Below are 16543 nucleotides of genomic sequence, written 5' to 3'. Positions count from 1 at the left end.
TATGCCTGAAGAGGAGATTGGTATGTATGTGGGTACCCAACTCGCCGCGCGCGATGATGAGGATTATCGGGTCTGGGCCCAGCTGGGCATAAAGCACATCTGCGCCGACCCAGCGGGCGAGCCCGGCTCATGGACACTGGACGATCTTTTGCGGCTGCGCGAAAAGGTCGAGGCGTTCGATCTGGTTCTGGATATGATCCAGCTTCCCCTCCCCTCCAGCCCGATCGAGACCGCGACCTATCCGGACATATTGCTGGCCGGCCCCGAGCGCGAAAGACAGATCGATGCGATCTGTACCCTGGTTGAAAATCTAGCCAAGGCCGGCATTCCCGCCGCCAAGTACAATCTCAACCTGATCGGAATTCCGCGAACACCTGACGAGAAGGGGCGCGGCGGTTCGCTGAACGCCTCGTTTCGCTGGGACCAGACCGACCAGAATGCCGCAACTGGCTTGGCCGGCGTGCTGCCGGAGGACGAAAACTGGGAGCGCATTGATTACTTCCTCGAGCGCGTCGTCCCCGTCGCCGAGTCCAACAGGATCCGCCTTGCCTGCCACCCTCACGATCCGCATACCCCGCCCGGTTACAAGGGCGTTACCCGTGTGCTCGGAACGGTCGAAGGGCTCAAAAAATTCGTGCAGATGCGCGAGAGCCCCTATCACGGGCTCAATTTCTGTCAGGGCACGGTCGGCGAGATGCTGGACAACCCGCGCGACGAGATTGACGACGTCATTCGCTGGTTCGGCAGCCGGGACAAGATTTTCAACCTGCATTTCCGCAATATTCGCGGCCGGAAACTGTCTTTCATGGAGACCTTCCCCGATGAAGGCGACATGGACATGGCCGCCTCGCTCAAGACCTACAAGGAGGTGGGTTACAAGTACATGATCATGCCCGATCATGTACCGACCATTTCCGGCCGGGACCCGCAGGGCGTCGCCTTTGCCTATTGTTACGGCTACATCGCCGCTCTGCTCCAAGCCCTTGAAACCTACTGATCAGCTTTACCATCGGATTGAATTTCCATGACCCCTGACGACCTGAAATCCGCTTTGGGTAGCGGTTTGCTGTCTTTCCCCGTAACCACGTTCAAACCTGACCTCAGCATCGATGAGGAAGCCTACCGCAGCCATATCGACTGGCTCGACGGCTATGGCGCCGCTGTCCTTTTCGCGCCTGGAGGAACTGGCGAACTCTTTTCGCTGACACCCGACGAGACTGCTCGCGTCACCCGGATCGCCAAGGCCAGCGCCGGCAGGACGCCCATCGTCGGCGGGGCGGCCTATGGTACGGCAATGGCCGTCGAGATGGCAAGAAACGCCGAAGCGGCAGGAGCCGACGGTATCCTGCTGCTGCCTCCTTATCTGATGTTCGCCGAGCAGGAGGGGCTCATCGCCCACGTCAAGGCGGTTTGCGACGCAGTCGGCATCGGCGTCGTCGTCTATAATCGCGACAATATCGTTCTGACCGCCGAGAGCCTTCTGCGCCTGACCGATACGTGCTCCAATCTCATCGGGTTCAAGGATGGCTACGGCGAGGTAGACCGGGTGATCGAGATCACCACTCAACTCCAGGACAGACTGGTCTATATCGGCGGCATGCCCACCCACGAGCTTTATGCACAAGCCTATTATTCAGCCGGGGTAACCACTTATTCCTCCGCCGTGTTCAATTTTGTACCGCAGCTTGCGCAGGATTTTTATTCGGCGCTGCGCAAGGGCGACAAGGAAACGACCGACCGGCTTCTCAAGGAATTTTTCTTTCCGCTGGTGGCTATGCGCAACCGCAAGAAGGGCTATGCCGTGTCGATCATCAAGGCGGGACTGGAAGCCATTGGCCGCCGCGCCGGACCGGTTCGCCCTCCACTGACCGATCTCAGCGCCAGCGAAATGGACGAGCTCAAGGCACTGATCGATCAAATAGTCTGATTGCTTCAGGCTGCGACAAAATCCGCAGATCCAACTTGAAATCCACCGCGCTGGCAGCACGCCCGGACGGAAAACCGCGGCGAGCACGAAGTGACACCAACCCATGAGGCAACGGTAGCCCCCCCCCCGAAACGGAGCACCGCTATTTGACCGTTTCGTAGGATGTCAGACCGAGATCAATCACGGCGATTGCCAGCAGGCGCACCATGGCGGCATGGGCCCCATCCGGATCGCGGGCGCGAATGCGCTCGATCACCTCTCCATGAACGGCAAGTGAGGCGCCCGGTTCGCGTGCGCCCTCCATCGACATGCGGAAGGCGATCGACAGGGCCGTGCCGATCATGTTCGACAGATGCATGAAAACGATATTGGCAGAGGCCTGGAGCAGAACCACATGATAGTGGATATCGGCCTTGTTGAAGCGCTCGAAATCACCTTCAGCTTTGGCCTCGCTCATTTCGGCAAAGGCAGCATCAAGCCGTTTCAGGTCATCGGGGTTGGCCCTGATCGCGGCAAGTCGCGCCGCGGCCGGCTCGATCACCTGGCGGGCCTCGATCAGCGACAGGACGAACTCGGCGCCGGGATCGATCTCCATCGCCCAGGCCAGAAGATCGGAATCGAGCATGTGCCAGGTCGAGCGCGGCAGCACCACCGTGCCATGGCGCGGCCGCGCCTCGATCATGCCCTTGTCTTTCAGCGTCCGGATCGCCTCGCGCAAGGCGCTGCGGCTGACCCCGAGATTTTCGCACAATTCCGCTTCCGGCGGCAGCACGTGGCCCGGCGGATATTCGCCTTTCAGAATGGGAAAGGCCAGGCGCGTCACCGTGCGGCGATGAACGCGCGGCTTGCTGCGCGGTGAGGCGCTTGCGTCGTCGAGCATTGCAGTCCTTTTAAATCAGATTAATGAAAGCCTATACAGCCGTAAACCTGCGGTCAATCCATGGTTTTAGGTAATTAGTCTGATTAATGGTTTGACAAATCCCATTAGTCTGATTAATGAAATCAGCCAGTCGAGTGCATCGGGAGGAGCGCTTCATGGCGATCAGCAGAGCCAAACGAAGAAACCGCGGCGAGCGCATGCGCGGCACAGGCGCTCTCTGGCTGACGGTATCGCCGTTTCTCATCATATTTCTGGCGTTCTCGTTCTTCCCCGTCGTCTTTTCGGCCTGGCTCGGGTTCAACCGGTGGGACGGGTTTTCGCCGCCGCAGTTCGTCGGCCTCGATAACTACCTGACGGCGCTGGGCGATCCGGTGTTCCGCAAGGCGGTCTGGAACACCGTCTATATCTGGCTCGTCTCGACGGTGATCACCGCGGGGCTGGCGCTGACGCTGGCGGTCGTCATCAACGAATATGCCGTTTTCGGCCGTACCTATTTCCGGCTCGTCTTCCTGCTGCCGCTTCTGGTCGCCCCGGCCATCGCCGCGGTCATTCTCAGGGTGTTCTTCACCGCCAATGGTGGGCTGGTGAATATGCTGATCGGCGAGGTTACCGGCACGCCGACCTATTTCAGCTGGTTCGATTCCACGGTGTGGATAAAGCCGCTGGTTGTCCTGCTGGTGGTCTGGCGCTGGACCGGCTGGCACATGATCATCTTCCTGGCCGGGCTTCAGGCGATCTCGCGCGACATCTACGAGGCCGCGCGGATGGAAGGCGTCAGCCGCTGGTCGATCTTCAGCCGCATCACCATGCCGCTGTTGGCGCCATCGATCGCCTTTTCGGTGATCACGGCGACCATCGGCGGCCTGCAGATGTTCGACGAACCTTACGTGCTGACGCAGGGCACCGGCGGCACCGATGACGCGGCCAGCACACTTGGAATGTATCTCTATGCGACCGCCTTCACCCAGTTCGATTTCGGTCTTGGCGCCGCGGTCAGCTGGTACATTTTCATCGCCGTCGTCGCCATGACCCTGCTTTATCGCCGCATCAGCGCCAATCTGGGAGCCACGTCATGAGACAGCTCTGGGCGAATTCCGAGCGTCGCTGGAACCTGATCCTGACCATCGGGCTGCTGCTGCTCTCTCTCATTTTCGTCATGCCGCTCTATTGGACGGCGGTGTTTGCGACACGGTCTCTTGCCGAGGTCTTCCAGTTTCCGCCGCCATTGTGGTTCGGCGACCAGCTGATGGAGAACTACAGCCGGATCGCGGACGTGTTTCCGCCCCTCAGGCCGGTCTGGAATTCCATCGCCGTTGTGGTGCCGAAAACGATCGGTCTGGTGCTGGTGTCGAGTTTTGCCGGTTACGGGCTGGCGCGCTACACCGGCCGCCCAAGCCACAAATTCCTGCTCGCGGTCACCTTCGCCACCCTGTTCTTTCCGCCGTCGCTGGCGCTGATACCGTTTTTCCTGCAGATGAGCTGGCTGGGCTGGCTCAACACATTCTGGCCGTTGATCGTGCCGGCTATCGCATCCGGCTTCGGCGTTGTATGGATGTACACCTATATCGGCTCCTCGATCCCCGTCGAGCTTTACGAGGCGGCGGAAATGGACAATTCCGGCCCGATCGCAACCTTCTGGTTCGTCGTGCTTCCGATCATCCGGCCCGGTCTCGCAGCCCTTGGCGTGTGGACCCTGATCAGCACCTGGAACGAATTCCAGATTCCGTTGGTCGTTCTGGCGGACGGCGCGAAGTTCACCGTGCCGCTGGCGCTGACGCTTTTGTCGCGCACGCATTTTTCCGACACACCCGCAGTGATGCTGGCGACCCTGATCGGGCTCGTTCCGGTGTTCATCCTGTTTGCGCTTCTGTCGCGACAGTTCATCGCCGGTCTCACGTCCGGAGCGGTGAAGTAATCATCCGAAGGTCCACTCAGGGAGGAAACAATGGATCTGACACGACGCAGAATGCTGGCAATGTCCATGGCGACGCTGGTCGCCCGCCCCGTCTTCGCGCAGGGAACGCCGATGGCGGTGGATCCCGAGCTGAGCGCGACAATCAGCGTTTGGACGTGGCCCAACAACGACCGCACCTTCACGGCGCTGATGCCCGCTTTCAACAAGGTATATCCCAATATCACCGTCAATGTTCAGGGCTTCCCGAACGCGAATTCGAACTATCTCAACACCGTTCAGCGCGCCCTTCTGTCCGGCTCCGGCCCGGATGTGGCGATGATCGAGATCAACGAACTGGCGCTTCTGCGGCAGCGTCCGCAATGGGTCGATCTCGCCGCCGAGCCGTTCAACGCCGGTCCGCTGCTTGAGGATTTCGCCGGTTTTGCCGCCGAAAACGTCAAGACGGACAATGGCAAGATCGTCGCACTGCCCAAGCACACCGGCCCCGGCGCCATGTTCTATCGCCGAGACATCTTCGACGAGGTCGGGCTTTCGTCCGAACCCGACGCGGTCGCCGACACTTTCGCGACCTGGGACGCTTTCCTTTCGGAAGGCAGCAAGATGATCGTCCCCAACGAACGGTGGATGATCGCCAACGGCCTCGAGATACTGACGGTGCGCATGGGTCAGGCCGGCATCGGCTGGTTCGATGCCGACGGCAATCTTCAGCTCGACAATCCGGTCATCATCGATGCGCTTGACCTGATCGATCAGGCGGGCAAGGCGAAACTGATCTCGCCGTTTTCCATGTGGTCGCCCGAATGGCAGTCCGCTTTCGGCAAGGGGCAGATCGCCACGATCATGTCGGGCAACTGGTTCGGCGGGTTGCTGAAGCGGGCGTTTGCGCCCAACGACGCCGGAAAATGGGGTGTCTCACCGGTTCCCGCTGACGAAAACGGTAGCCGGTCCTGGAACTATGGCGGCGACTTTATCGGCGTGCTCAACACCTCGAAAAGCAAGGAAGCCGCCTGGGCCTTTATCCACTGGCTTGTCACCGATGATGAAAGCCTGAAGCAGCAATACCAGAACGACGACCTCTACCCCGCCTATCTGCCGGCCGGAAGCGCTGACTGGATCAATTTCGAAGATCCCTACTACGGCGGCCAGAACGTCAACACGGTTTTTGCCGAGGTGCAGCGCACGATGAAGTCATGGCCGTTGAATACCCATGACCGCCTGGCAGGAGATGCCGTCCAGGTTGCCGTCGACAATGTCGCCAAGGGCGTGGAAACGCCCGAGCAGGCGCTTGAAACCGCGGAAAAGCGGATCATGGCGCGCCTCTGATACCTGAAATTCCCGGCGGGCTAAGGTCCGCCGGCGCTTGACCCACTGTTTGTAAATGGACCTGCAGCATCATGCTTCACGAAATCGAACTTTCCGGCGAATGGGACTTTGCGCTTGACCCCGAAGGACAGGGCCTGCGCGCAGACTGGCACACCGCCGCCTTCGAAGACAGCATCGCCTTGCCCGGAACCATCGATCTGGCCGAAAAGACGCCGGCCGGACCGAGCGCCGGCATGGCCTATCTGACCCGGCGCCATCCCTATGTCGGTCCGGCCTGGTATGCCCGCGATTTCATCGTGCCGGACAGTCAGGCAGGCCTGCATCACGATCTGATGCTGGAACGTCCGCACGGCGAAGTGCGGGTCTGGATCGACGGCCTCGAAATCGGTCGCGATCTCGGGCTTTGCACGCCGAACATGTTTCTGCTCGGCCAGCTCGAGCCGGGCAAACACCGGGTCGTGCTTCGGGTCGACAATTCCGATTTTCCCAATGTCGGTCAGGCCATTCGCGAAAACAATCCGGACGTGGCGCATTCGACCTCGGAACATACGCAGTCGAACTGGAACGGCATCGTCGGCGCGATACGCATCGAGGCCCGTGCAGGGCGGATCGCCCGGCTGGATGTGACCACGGGCAAGACGGGCATCGACCTTCGCATTGAACTCGACGCGCTCGATCCAAGCCGCACATGGCCAACCTTCTGGACCGAAGGCGGGCATGTCGATGAACTCCACCTTACGGCAACGCTGGATGACGGTCGCGCGGTTTCGCAGGTCCTGCCGCTTGATATCGATTCCGGCTATACGCCGCTCGACCTCAACATGCCGTTGCCGGTGGATGCCGCCCGCTGGGACGAGTTCTCGCCGTCCATCCACCGTCTGAAGGCGGAATGGCGACGCGACGGGGCGCCGGTCGATTTTCGCGAGACGGATTTCGGCCTGCGCCATATCGAGCGCGAGGGCCGTCACATCCGTCTGAATGGTCGCCGAATCTTCCTGCGCGGCACGCTCGATTGCTGTATCTTCCCGAAGACTGGCCACCCGCCGATGGACCGGGAGGGCTGGCGCGTTGCCTTCGGCAGCGTGCAGGAACACGGGCTCAACCATGTGCGGTTTCACAGCTGGTGCCCGCCGCGCGCGGCCTTCGAGGTCGCCGACGAGCTCGGTCTTTATCTTCATGTCGAAACGCCGGTCTGGTGCGCACTCGGCTCCGATCCTGAGATCGACGCGTTCACCCGCCGGGAAGCGGAACGGATCGTCGCCGAATATGGCAACCATCCCTCCTTCGTGATGCTGACGGTCGGCAATGAGGTGTCCGGTTCCGGCCTGCATGCCTGGCTGGAGCGGTTTCTGGAGGAATGGCGCGGCCGCGATTCGCGACGCCTCTATAATGGCGGTTCGGGCTGGCCCTCACTCAAGCGCGCCGATTATCTGTCCAAACCGGAGCCGCGCAGCCACCGCTGGGGCGAGGGGCTGGAAAGCCGCCTGAACGCGCGCCCGCTCGAAACCGAGACCGACTGGAGCGAATGGGTTCAGGCCGAGAAGGTCCCGCTGCTCGGACATGAAATCGGGCAATGGTGCGTTTATCCCGATCTCGATTCCATCCCGCGTTACGACGGTCCGCTGGCGCCCGACGCCTTCGACATCGTCGCGCGCGACCTTGAGAGCAAGGGGCGGCGCGACAGCGCCCACGAGAAGATGATGTGCTCGGGGGCCTTGCAGACGGCGCTTTACAAAGAGGATATCGAGGCAAGCCTGCGCACACCCGACTATGCCGGTTTCCAGTTGCTTGGCCTGCAGGACTTTCCCGGTCAGGGCACCGCCCTGGTTGGCGTCGTCGATGCCTTCTGGTCGGCGAAACCCTATGACGATCCGGCCGCGTTCCGTCGCTTCTGCGGCCCTGTCGTACCGCTGTTGTTGGCACCCGGCTTCGTACTGACAAAGGGCACGGCCTTCACGGCCGACGCGGCGGTGTCGCTGTTTACCCAGCACGATCTGGCTGCAGGCGAGGCGCGCTGGAGCGTGCAGGACCGCGATGGCGGGCTTAGGGCCGAAGGCGCCATCACCCACGATCTGCTCCAGACCGGCGACCTTCATCATCTGGGCGACATAACGGTGGCGATGGATGAGCTGGCGCAGGGCCGCTACACGCTGACGCTTTCCGTTGGCGGCGCGGACAATAGCTGGGATTTCTGGGTGTTTGCCGAGGAAAAGGCCGACCTTCCGATTGTCACAAGTCTCGGAAATGCAGAACTGGAAAGGCTGGCGGCGGGCGAAAGCCTTGTCTTTGCGCCGGCGCCGGAGACCATCGTTCCCAACGCCGAACTCGGCTTTACCACCCTGTTCTGGAACACGGTCTGGACCGACGGCCAGCCGCCGCAAACGCTCGGCCTCATCAACCGCACCGAACATCCGGTCTTCAGCACGTTTCCGGCGGAGCGGCCAAGCGGCTGGCATGAATGGGAACTGCTGCACGACCGCCGTGCGCTCGATCTCGATGGCCTAGGCTTCGGGCGGATCATCGATGTGATCGATGACTGGAACCACAACCGCGACCTTGCGCTCCTGGCCGAGGCAAAGGTCGGTGCGGGACGGCTGATCGTGTCGGCAATCGATCTCACTACGCCGGGACGTTCGGTGGCAGCGGCACTTTCGGCTGCCATCGCCCGCCATCTGGCCGCGCCGGAAACGGATACGCCGGCGCTGACGCCCGATGCCGTCAGCGCATGGGTGAAGCGCACGATCAAAGGGGAGGCTACGCCATGAGCAGCATAGAGCTGTCCTCGGTCCGCAAGGCCTTCGGCGCGCTGGAGGTCATCCGCGATATCGACCTGTCGGTCGCCGAGGGCGAATTCTGCATCTTCGTCGGCCCGTCGGGTTGCGGCAAGTCGACCCTGCTCAGGCTGATCGCCGGTCTTGAGACCATGAGCGGCGGCGATATCAGGATTGGCGACACGGTGGTCAACGATCTTGCCCCGGCCGAGCGGGGCCTTGCCATGGTGTTTCAGTCCTACGCGCTTTATCCGCACATGACCGTGCGCCAGAACATGAGTTTCGGCCTGCGCCGTACCGGCCATTCGAAGGCCGATACGGAAGCGCGTGTGAAGGAAGCGGCAGCCATTCTCCAGCTCGCGCCACTGATGGACCGCAAACCCTCGCAGCTTTCCGGCGGTCAGCGTCAGCGGGTGGCCATCGGCCGGGCGATCGTCCGAAAGCCGCGCGCCTTCCTGTTCGACGAACCGCTTTCCAATCTCGATGCCGAACTGCGCGCGCAGATGCGCGTCGAACTGGCCGAGCTGCACCGTCAGCTGGGTGCAACGATGATCTACGTTACCCATGACCAGGTCGAGGCGATGACGCTGGCCGACAAGATCGTCGTGCTGCGTGATGGCCGGATCGAGCAGATCGGCACGCCGGACACGCTCTACAACGATCCGGACAATATATTCGTTGCCGGCTTTATCGGATCGCCGCGGATGAACCTGCTGAAGCTTGAAGGCAGCCCGCTGGCCAATGGAAAACTTTCCCCTCCCGCCGGCGCGGTGACGGTCGGCCTGCGTCCGGAAAGCCTGGAGATCGGCAACGATATTGCCGCAAAGGTCGGTGTGGTCGAAAATCTCGGCGGCACGTCGATCATCCACGCTGATCTCGATGATGGCCAGACCATCATCGCAGAGGCACGCGGCGCCACCCGCCCGCAAACGGGCACGGAAATCGGTTTTGCCCTGCCGTCGCAGCCGTTCTATTTCGACGGTGAGGGCAAACGCATACGCAATGGAGCAGTCACATCATGAAAATCACGGCGCTGAAGACGTTTCTGGTCGCCCCGCGATGGCTGTTTCTCAAGATCGAGACCGATGAAGGCATTTGCGGTTGGGGCGAGCCGGTGATCGAGGGCCGCGCGCTGACCGTCCGGCAGGCGGTGGCGGAACTGGCCGACTATCTCGTTGGCAAAGACCCCTTGCGCATCGAGGATCACTGGCAGGCGATGTATCGCGGCGCCTTCTATCGCGGCGGCCCGATCCTGATGAGCGCGATTGCCGGCGTCGACCAGGCACTGTGGGATATCAAGGGCAAGGCGGCGGGCCTGCCCGTGCATCAGCTTCTCGGCGGCCCCTGCCGCGATCGCATCCGTATCTATTCATGGATCGGCGGCGACCGCCCGTCCGATGCCGCCAAGGCGGCGCGGGAAACCGTCGACCGCGGTTTTTCCGCCCTGAAGATGAACGGCACTGGCGAAATGCAGATTGTCGACAGCCATGCCAAAGTGGATGCCGTTGTCGAAACGCTTTCTGCCGTACGTGCGGAAATCGGTCCTCATATCGGTATTGCCGTCGATTTCCACGGGCGGGTGCACCGGCCGATGGCTAAGGCGCTGATCCGCGAACTGGAACAGTTCCGCCTGATGTTCATCGAGGAACCACTGTTGTCGGACCATATCGATGCGCTTCCTGAAGTCGTGCGCGGCGCGACCACGCCGATTGCGCTGGGCGAGCGGCTTTATTCGCGCTGGGACTTCCGCAAGGTTTTTGAATCGCGGGTGGTCGACATCATCCAGCCCGATCTCAGCCATGCCGGCGGCATTTCTGAATGTCGCAAGATCGCCGCCATGGCCGAGGCCTATGACGTGGCGTTTGCGCCGCATTGCCCGCTTGGTCCGATCGCGCTGGCCGCCTGCCTGCAGCTCGACGCCGTCAGCCACAACGCCTTCATCCAGGAGCAATCGCTCGGTATCCACTATAACGGCAAGGGCAGCGACCTGCTCGATTACCTCAAGGACCCCGATGTGTTTGGTTATCACGATGGCTGTGTGACGATCCCGTCCGGCCCCGGACTTGGAATCGAGGTCAACGAGGACGCGGTGATCGAAGCGGACAGAACCGGCCACAACTGGCGCAACCCGCTCTGGCGGCACGACGACGGCAGTGTTGCAGAGTGGTAGCGTCATAAAGATCTTCGCAAACGCGTGGAGGTTTCAGATCGGCCCTTTACAAACCTCACCCCGGCTCTGTGCCGAGGATGAGAGAAGACAGCGGGGCCGCTGAGTTCAGGTGCAAAAGGCCGTCTTCGGGGCGCCGGCCACGCCGACATCCAACCGCAGCAGGGCCCCAGCATGGGGTTGGGCGGCAAAATCCGCTTCCTTGAAGTCCCAGGTCGAGGTCGTCACGACAAGCGTCTCGCCGACGAAGGCGCAGGATGTCGGGCGCGATACCGGGAGTTCGACGATCCGGTCGGTGCGACCATCGGGAGCAAGCCGGACAAGGCAGCCTCCGTCCCAGCGCGCGTTCCAGACAAACCCCTCGGCATCCACGGCGGACCCGTCGGGCGTTCCCGGCAGGCCGGGATCGGGACGGAAATCATCTCGTCGAGCGCCGACGATGCCGGTCATCGGATCGTAGTGGAAGGCCGCCAGCACGCCAACTGCGGAATCAGCAGTATAGAGCACTGTGCCATCCAGGCTGAAGGCGATGGTGTTGACGATGCCGATACCGTCCTTCAGTTGCGTCAAGGCGCCGTCCGCGGCAAGGGCATAGAGCCGGCCGGTGGCACCGCTTCTCGCCATGTTCATGCTGCCCGCAATGAAGCGACCGCGATGGTCGGTCCCGCCGTCATTGAAGCGGTTATCCGGGAGATTGCTTTCCGGCTGGTGCCAGAATGGCCCGCGCATGCCGTCGGCGCTGAAGGGCGCGATACCATCGGCGAAGGCGCCGATAAAGCCACCCTTCGCAGAGGGGGCGAAGGCGGTGAGGGCCGTATCAAAGCCGATGCTTCGCAGCGTGCCGGTCTGCCAATCCAGCCTGTGCCAGAGCCGTCGGCCGATATCGACCCAGGCTAAAACGTTCTCCTCCTCCAGCCAGACCGGGCATTCGCCAAGCATGTCTTCGCAATTGCAGAGAATCTCTACATCCGTTTTCATTTTTGCTCCCCGATCCATTAATCGGCATGTTCCGCCGGGAGATTGCTGTTCCTAATCATGAAAGACAACCGAGCGTCCGCCGTCGATCATGATCGTTTCGGCATTGATGAACGGCGCTTCGTCGGACGCCAGAAAGACGGCGGTCATCGCCACTTCTTCCGGTTGACCGATCCGCTTCGGCGGATGCAGGTTTTCCGCCTTTCGCCGCTCGGCGGCCGGATCGTCAAAGCCGTTCCAGTAGATCTGGGCGATTTCGGTATCGATATAGCCGGGCGCGATGGCATTCACGCGGATGCCCTCGGCGGCATATTCAATGCCGAGCGCGCGGGTCAGGCCGATCAACCCGTGTTTTGCCACCGGATAGGGAAAGGTGTGCGGAATGATCTTGAATCCGTGCGAGCTGGCAATATTGACCACCGAACCCTGCTGCTGCTTGCGCATCGCCGGCAGCACGGCTTCGGTCATCGCCCAGCAGGCCTCCAGGTCAAGGGCCATGCAGCGCGCCCATTCTGCACGCGGCATTTCGTGTGGCCGATAGAAAACATTCGCGCCGGCATTGTTGACCAGCACATCGATCCGGCCGAACCGTTCCATTGCCATGGCCACAACCGCATCGATATCGGCCTGACGGGTAACATCGGTCTCTTGAAACAGACCGCCAACGGCAGCGGCCGTGGCCGCGCCGGTCTCGGTATTGCGTTCGGCCACAATCACCTGCGCGCCTTCGGCCGCGAAACAGCGCGCAATGGCAGCGCCGATACCCTGTCCCGCGCCGGTCACAACCGCAACCTTATCCTTTAAACGATCAGTCATCGGTCTCTGGACTCCTTCCTTGCAGCCGCAGGCCGCACATGCTCCATGTCCTCACGCGCCCTGGCAATCAGTTCCCGCATCGCACTCTCCGCGACATCGGGTTGCCGCAACCGGATCGCTTCCAGAATCCTGCGGTGCAGCTCTAAAGCGTCGTCAAAAGCGTGGCTGGCGCGATTGGTCATGCGGAAACTTGCGAGAAGCGCGCCGCGAATGGCCACGCCGAACTGCATGAAGACCCAGTTGCCGCTTGCAGCGATGATGGCAGTGTGAAAATCGAGATCTGCCTGGCTCCAGGACTCCGTGTCGCGTCCGCTGGCCTCAACCATGGCCTCAAACGCCTCGGTCACCGCGATCAGGGCCGCATTGTCGGCATTCATGGCCGCCCGTCGCGCAGAAACGGGTTCCAGCACCTCGCGGGCCTCGAGAAGCGCCTCGTAGAAGGCGAAGTCCTGTTCGTGGTCGAGGGCGGCATCCAGAAGCAGAGGATCGAGCATATTCCACGCAGCGCGCGGCAACACGACGGTTCCCGCCCGCGGGCGGGAGCGGATAAGCCCCTGGGCAACCATATACTGCATGGTTTCGCGCAGCGTCGTGCGGCTGACTCCAAATCGTTCCATCAGTTCTGCCTCGCTCGGCAGCAAGGCGCCTTCCGGCATTTCGCCGCTGACGATGGCATTGATGAACTCGCTCAGGCATCCCGCCATGACCTTCCGGCCCGCGCTGCCTGACTTTTCCGACAGTCGCGCTCCGGCTGACGTCTCTCGGCCCGATCTGGCAGCCATGCCCGGCTTTCCTCCCATGCAGCGATGCTAATCGCTGGCGTTTATATATCGTATTTTTTATTCTTTAAATAGTATTTATTTTTTCTTTTCAGAATGACATGCGCCCTGTCTGTCACAAAGGCGTTAAGCCAGATCCTCCTGATAACCAGACCTCATTCTGTCCATAATCATTCGAGGACGGACAGTTGACGATCTCGTTAAGGCGATGGGCATGTCGGGCATCTCCAAGAGCGAGGTTTCCCGGCTCTGCAAGGAAATAGACGACAAGGTGAGGGCCTTCCTCGAAAGGCCCATCAAAGGAGAATGACGCTACTTCTGTATTGATGCCGCCTATCTGAAGGACCGGCGCGGCGGGCGCATCATTTCTGTCGCTGTCATCATCGCCATTGGCGTCAACACCGACGGCCGGCGCGAAGTGCTCGGCTTGGAGATCGGAACATCAGAAGCCGCGCCGATCTGGACGGAATTCCTCCGCAACCTGACCATACGCGGGCTACGGCTGGCTTACGTCGAACCGTTGAGAGACTTCCGACACCGGATAGCCTCGTTCCGGGATCTGACGAACGGCATCGACTTGCTCATGGTCGCGTGTCTACAAAACTCGGGGCTATTCATTTCTATAAACTAGGTCGGCTTTCAGCCGCATTCATAGTCTTCGCCGTCAGTAACGACTTTCTTGTCGTCGGAGTCCCAGCAACCGTTGCCGCAGCTACAGCAAGTATCACATTTGCCCGTCCCAGAAGACGACGCCTTCTGTTTTCCGCCTGATGTTCCGGCGGTGCGGGCACGGATCGACCATCGCAAAAACAGATATTCAGCCTTCTCAGCGGTGTGGTAATGCAGAGCCCCTTGGTGTTCGGTTATTCCGTTCGGCTGGCCGGCTTCTCGACTTCACCATTCTTCCGGAATAACCACGACCTCGAACGCGCCGATTTTCGGAATCGTCAAGCGCCGTTGGCCTCGATCGTCTGCCGGAGGAAGGACGAGCTCGGAAGGTGTGACGAGTGTACGAGCATGGTTACCCCTTGCGTTGCTGATCATGATGGTTGTGTCCAAAAGCGGAAAGGCTTCGTCGTGGCAATTGTCGTTCTGGCCGGAGTAGTTGACGATGTGGATAACGAGATCACCGGTCTTGCGGTGGCGCTGGACGGTTAGTTCGAGCCGGCCCGGCCGCTCCAGACGCACCGCCTGGGGGCGCTCCGCCGCGGTCGCGAGATCGGCGATCAGCGACTGATATTCGCTGAGGCCATAGCGGCGGAACAGGCGATCCGCTTGCCACGGGAGATAGACGGCCTCTCCCGCCCCGAATGGCGCTGTGATGACGCCCGGCAGATCGCTTTCGCCGCCATCCTCCGGAAAACAGAGTTCCGGCGGGCCGAACCGCTGGGGCATCAGCAGCCGTCCCATGGTCTTCGCCTCTGTCTTCGGCTCGACCACATGATAGGGACCATCCAGCATGACCACATCGGTATCGAGCCCGCCAATGCTGCCGCTATCCACCCTGAGATAGCCGCCGCGCATGTCCGCGCGGGTTTCGATGATCCGGTCGAAAGGCTGGCAGGAAAGTCGCGTGGGATCGGCATCACTGCCGGTTGCGTCATAGATGCCGGCCTCGCCGATGATCACGATCCTGCCGCCACCCCGGACATAGGCGTCGAGCCCTGCTGCCTCGGCATCGCTCATGCAGCTCGCGCCGGCAAGGATGATCGTGTCGTATCGGGCGTGCGTCTCGGCAAAGTCCGCCTCCTCGGCGCGATTGTCGAGGATCGTGTCGAAGGCGATGCCGGCGTTGAGGAGGGCCGAATAGGCTCCCCGGAAGGCTTCCTCGGCAGCGCCGGACCGCCGGTCGTAGGGCCGGGACTTGCGGGAATTGTAGAGGGCGACCCGCGCCGCCGTTTCGAGGGCGGCATAGAGTGCCTCGTGTTCGCGGTGAAAGTCGAAGATCGACTTCACGGCCGGCAGCGGCTTGCGGTCGGGCTGGTCGGGCGTGCCCATGAAATAATAATGCGGATCGGCGCCGTTCGCGAGCTGCTGGGCGAGCCTCAGCACCTGGGCGGGTCCATTCTCGGCGCTGTAGCGCCACGGGAAGTCGACGAAATGGGTCAGTGCGCTCGAGTAGCGGACAGCGCCATCGCCGAGCGAACGGAAGTTGCGGGCCTCCTCGCCGGAGAGATAAGCCCATTCCGGGCGCGCCCGGTCGATCCGGCGATTTACCTCGCCGCGGAAGAAATCGCTCTTGCGGCCCATGTTTGAAACGCCGACATCCGGCCTGATCGCCTTCACGGCGGTGTAGATCTCGTCTGCCAGCGCCGTGCTGGTCTTCTGCTGGAACTGCAGGTAGGCGCGGTAGGCGGGATAGGACCTGTCTTCCTTCTCTGGCAGGGCGAGGCCCGAGAAATCGCGGAATGCGCGCCGGCAGTTTTCACAGTGGCAAAGACCATAGGGTCGGTAGCTGTAATCCGTCGTCAGATAGCCGAACATGTTGAAGAACAGGCCGTCGATCGCATAGCGCCCGAGGGTCTCCCTGAGCACGCCGATACCCTGTTCGTGATACCAGCCGCCGTTCACGCAGGCCTGGTAGGTGCCGTTATATTCGAACGGCCGCCCGCCGGCGTCGTGGCAAAACCATTCGGGATGGGCGTCGTAGGCGACCGCAGTGCCCTTCGACAGGTCGTAGCGTCCGATCACCCGGATGTTACGTCGATGCGCCGCCTCGATCATGGCGCCGACGAGGTCGCGGTCGAGGAAGGGATTGGGCGCCTGAAGCGGGAGTTCCGTGGGATACCAGGCGAAGATTCCGCCGATATTGAACAGCATCGCCGTGGCGCCCATCGCGGAAAGCCGGTCCGCCACGTCGTCCGGATCGAGAGAGGCGTCGATCAGCCTCAGATTCGTCTGCACGATGCGCTGCGGCTGATGCCACCATTCCGTCATGTCGTTCTCCCGATGAAATATGCCCAGATTCGTGGGCGTTCGCGCCGAAAGTC

Annotated in this window: 13 protein-coding genes and 1 pseudogene; 9 read left to right on the top strand and 5 right to left on the bottom strand. The window is 61.5% G+C overall.

Annotated features, from left to right (window positions below):
- Positions 1-22 precede the first annotated feature (22 nt).
- The gene (locus tag TM49_RS02920; RefSeq protein ID WP_045679471.1) at positions 23-997 is read left to right on the top strand and encodes a mannonate dehydratase; all 975 of its coding nucleotides are present in this window, start codon (positions 23-25) and stop codon (positions 995-997) included.
- Positions 998-1024: 27 nt separating this feature from the next.
- A complete protein-coding gene (kdgD, locus tag TM49_RS02915; RefSeq protein WP_045679470.1) occupies positions 1025-1927 on the top strand; it encodes a 5-dehydro-4-deoxyglucarate dehydratase in 903 nt (300 codons plus the stop codon).
- A gap of 142 nt (positions 1928-2069) precedes the next feature.
- On the opposite strand, the gene TM49_RS02910 is transcribed toward kdgD, so the two are convergent.
- Positions 2070-2807, bottom strand: coding sequence for a FadR/GntR family transcriptional regulator (locus tag TM49_RS02910; protein WP_045679469.1), 738 nt, complete (start codon positions 2805-2807; stop codon positions 2070-2072).
- A 155-nt stretch (positions 2808-2962) separates the two neighbouring features.
- Here TM49_RS02910 and TM49_RS02905 point away from each other — a divergent pair, with 155 nt between their 5' ends.
- The 6 genes from TM49_RS02905 (at position 2963) to dgoD (ending at position 10986) form a co-directional block, all read left to right on the top strand.
- Positions 2963-3883, top strand: a complete 921-nt coding sequence (locus TM49_RS02905; RefSeq protein WP_045679468.1) for a carbohydrate ABC transporter permease — start codon at positions 2963-2965, stop codon at positions 3881-3883.
- Complete coding sequence (locus TM49_RS02900; protein WP_045679467.1) at positions 3880-4722, top strand: carbohydrate ABC transporter permease; 843 nt, start codon at positions 3880-3882, stop codon at positions 4720-4722. The genes TM49_RS02905 and TM49_RS02900 overlap by 4 nt, the downstream gene beginning before the upstream one ends.
- A 30-nt stretch (positions 4723-4752) precedes the next feature.
- Entirely contained in the window at positions 4753-6045 is a 1293-nt protein-coding gene (locus TM49_RS02895) for an extracellular solute-binding protein (RefSeq protein ID WP_082074598.1), read from the top strand.
- Between the two features lie 71 nt (positions 6046-6116).
- Positions 6117-8810, top strand: a complete 2694-nt coding sequence (locus TM49_RS02890) for a glycoside hydrolase family 2 protein (RefSeq protein ID WP_052699685.1) — start codon at positions 6117-6119, stop codon at positions 8808-8810.
- Positions 8807-9838 (top strand): ABC transporter ATP-binding protein, encoded by a 1032-nt coding sequence (locus TM49_RS02885; protein WP_045679465.1) that lies wholly within the window; start codon positions 8807-8809, stop codon positions 9836-9838. Before TM49_RS02890 ends, TM49_RS02885 begins: the two co-directional genes overlap by 4 nt.
- Complete coding sequence (gene dgoD, locus TM49_RS02880) at positions 9835-10986, top strand: galactonate dehydratase (protein WP_045679464.1); 1152 nt, start codon at positions 9835-9837, stop codon at positions 10984-10986. The genes TM49_RS02885 and dgoD overlap by 4 nt, the downstream gene beginning before the upstream one ends.
- Positions 10987-11091: 105 nt before the next feature.
- Here the strand turns inward: dgoD and TM49_RS02875 are convergent, their stop codons facing one another.
- Genes TM49_RS02875 through TM49_RS02865 form a run of 3 tightly spaced genes read right to left on the bottom strand, consistent with a single transcriptional unit; the run spans position 11092 to position 13556 of the window.
- Positions 11092-11961: an SMP-30/gluconolactonase/LRE family protein gene (locus TM49_RS02875; protein ID WP_045679463.1), complete on the bottom strand. Its 870-nt coding sequence runs from the start codon at positions 11959-11961 to the stop codon at positions 11092-11094.
- Positions 11962-12012: 51 nt separating this feature from the next.
- On the bottom strand, positions 12013-12774 hold the full coding sequence (locus tag TM49_RS02870; protein ID WP_045679462.1) for an SDR family oxidoreductase: 762 nt from the start codon (positions 12772-12774) through the stop codon (positions 12013-12015).
- On the bottom strand, positions 12771-13556 hold the full coding sequence (locus TM49_RS02865; protein WP_045679461.1) for a FadR/GntR family transcriptional regulator: 786 nt from the start codon (positions 13554-13556) through the stop codon (positions 12771-12773). The genes TM49_RS02870 and TM49_RS02865 overlap by 4 nt, the downstream gene beginning before the upstream one ends.
- Positions 13557-13734: 178 nt before the next feature.
- Between TM49_RS02865 and TM49_RS22895 the strand changes: the two are divergent.
- Positions 13735-14055: pseudogene (locus tag TM49_RS22895) on the top strand (transposase); the annotation flags it as partial.
- A 392-nt stretch (positions 14056-14447) separates the two neighbouring features.
- Here the strand turns inward: TM49_RS22895 and TM49_RS02855 are convergent.
- On the bottom strand, positions 14448-16490 hold the full coding sequence (locus TM49_RS02855; protein ID WP_045679460.1) for an alpha-amylase family protein: 2043 nt from the start codon (positions 16488-16490) through the stop codon (positions 14448-14450).
- Between the last annotated feature and the right edge of the window lie 53 nt (positions 16491-16543).

Origin of the sequence: Martelella endophytica (assembly GCF_000960975.1) — a bacterium.
Taxonomy (GTDB): domain Bacteria; phylum Pseudomonadota; class Alphaproteobacteria; order Rhizobiales; family Rhizobiaceae; genus Martelella; species Martelella endophytica.
Note: the sequence above shows the minus strand (reverse complement) of the source record. Positions and strands in the feature narration are given on the sequence as shown.